Source organism: Pseudomonas sp. RIT778 (genome assembly GCF_019718735.1).
GTDB lineage: Bacteria > Pseudomonadota > Gammaproteobacteria > Pseudomonadales > Pseudomonadaceae > Aquipseudomonas > Aquipseudomonas aphyarum.
The window spans coordinates 1-2,477 of sequence record NZ_JAIHBA010000074.1 but is presented as its reverse complement, the minus strand read 5'-3'; the positions used below and the strand labels follow the sequence as shown (position 1 = coordinate 2,477).

General features: G+C 61.6%; 2 protein-coding genes. Both read left to right on the top strand.

Annotated elements, in window-relative coordinates; translation table 11 throughout:
- A partial coding sequence (locus K5E37_RS29270) for a hypothetical protein (protein WP_221535828.1) occupies window positions 1-298 on the top strand: 298 nt, incomplete at its 5' end.
- Window positions 295-2,477 (top strand): UvrD-helicase domain-containing protein (locus K5E37_RS29265; protein ID WP_221535827.1); only part of this gene is annotated, 2,183 nt, incomplete at its 3' end. The genes K5E37_RS29270 and K5E37_RS29265, both read left to right, overlap by 4 nt.

The window sequence follows — 2,477 nt, the reverse complement described above, 5'->3', positions numbered from 1 at the left end:
GCTGCTCGCCTGGCAGACGGGCATGCGCCAGCCACTTCCGGTCGCGGTGAAAACGGCTTTTGCATGGCTGGCCCAGACCGATCCGGTCAAGGCTGAAGCGGCTGCCCGTAAAGCCTATGAGGGCGATGGTCAGACCAGCGAAGGCGAGCGGCGTGAAAGTCCGGCTCTGTCCCGACAATTCGCCGACTTCGATGCACTGCAGGCGGATGAAACCTTCTCCGGTTGGTGTGATGCACTGTATCGCCCTCTGCTTGAGGCACCTTGGCGTTCATGGACCCACGAGGAGGCAGGCGCATGAGTAACCAGCAGCCTCTCGCCCTGGCATTTCCGTTAAAGGGCAGCCAACTGATTGAAGCCAGTGCGGGCACTGGCAAGACGTTTACCATTTCGGCGTTGTATCTGCGGTTGATCCTCGGCCACGGAGGCGAGGCGAGTGGTTTCGCTCGAGAGCTGTTGCCCCCGCAGATTCTCGTGGTGACCTTCACCGACGCAGCCACCAAAGAACTGCGCGAACGTATACGCACACGTCTGGCCGAGGCCGCCCGTTTCTTCCGTGACGAGTCACCGCCCCCTGATGCGTTGATTGATGAACTGCGTGCACAGTTCGATCCGCAACAATGGCCCGGCTGCGCGAACCGCCTGGATATCGCCGCGCAATGGATGGATGAAGCTGCGGTCTCGACGATCCACAGCTGGTGTCAGCGAATGTTGCGCGAGCATGCGTTCGACAGCGGCAGTCTGTTTACCCAGACCCTGGAAACCGATCACAGCGACCTGCTCGGCGAAGTGCTGCGCGATTATTGGCGGCTGTTTTGCTATCCGATGCAGGGCGATGCCTTGAACTGGGTTCGCAGCCACTGGGGAGGGCCGGCGGCCCTGTTGCCGCGTGTGCGTGGGCTGTTTGGCACCGAGCGCGAAGGGGATTCAGAAAAGACGCCATCCGAGCTGATCGAAGACTGCCTGCAGGAACGCCGTGCGGCATTGGTGGAGTTGAAGGGGCCATGGCGGCAGTGGGCTGATGAGTTACTCGCCATCTGCCATCAGGGCGTCGCCAACAAAACCGTGGACGGGCGCAAGATGCAGGCCCGCTATTTCGAACCCTGGTTCGAAAAGCTCAAGGCCTGGGCCGAGGACGAGTCGCTCGAGCAACTGGATATCGGCACCGGGTTCGCCAGGCTCACGCCGGAGGGCATGGCTGAAGCCTGGAAGGGCGAGCCGCCGAGTCACCCGGGCCTGGATGCCATGCCTGTGCTCAAGTCGAGCCTCGACAATTTGCCGACGCCCGATGCGGCCGTGCTGCAGCATGCTGCCAAATGGGTTGGTGCCCGCTTTGAAGACGAGAAGCGCCGTCGGGCCGAAATGGGTTTCGACGACATGCTGTTGCGTCTGGATGCTGCCCTGCAATCCGATGGTGGGGAACGTCTCGCCACGCTAATCCGCGAGCAGTTCCCGGTCGCTCTGATCGATGAGTTCCAGGACACGGATCCGGTGCAGTACCGGATCTTCGAAAGCATCTATCGCATTGAAGAGGATAATCCCGAGACCGGGCTGTTCCTGATTGGCGACCCCAAGCAGGCGATCTATGCCTTCCGTGGCGCGGATATCTACACCTATCTGCGAGCCCGCCAGGCTACAACCGGACGCCTGCATACCCTGGGCACGAACTTCCGTTCCAGTCACGGGATGGTCAGTGCGGTCAACCATGTTTTCGAACGTGCCGAGTCCCGTGAGCAAGGGCGCGGAGCATTTCTGTTCCGAGAGAAAGACGGCGAAAACCCGGTGCCGTTCCAGCCTGTGAAGGCTCAGGGGCGTAAAGAACATTTGCAGGTATCCGGGCTGGATGTGCCAGCGCTGAACATCTGGCATTTATCCACCGACAAGCCACTGTCCGGGGCAGTTTATCGCCAGCAGTTGGCGGCGGCCTGCGCCAGTGAGATCACGTCTCTGCTTAATGGGGGGCAAACCGGTCGCGCCGGGTTTGCGCAGGAAGACAAGGATTGGCGTGGGCTGCGGCCAGCGGACATTGCGATCCTGGTTCGCGACGGTAAAGAGGCGCAGGCGGTACGCGGTGAGCTCGCAGCGCGCGGAGTCCGCAGCGTTTACCTGTCGGACAAGGACTCGGTCTTTGCCGCTCAGGAAGCCCATGACCTGCTGTCGTGGCTCAAGGCGTGCGCCGAGCCGGATGTCGAACGCTCCCTGAAAGCGGCGCTGGCGTGCATCACACTGAACCTGCCGCTGGCTGAGCTGGAGCGTCTGAATCAGGACGAACTGGTCTGGGAAACCCGGGTCATGCAGTTTCGCGGTTATCGCGAGCTCTGGCGCAAGCAAGGGGTGCTGCCGATGTTGCGGCGCCTGCTGCACGACTTTCAACTGCCGCAGATGCTCATTGCCCGCAGTGATGGTGAACGGGTGCTGACCAACCTGTTGCACCTGTCGGAGTTGTTGCAGCAGGCCGCGTCGGAACTCGATGGCGAGCA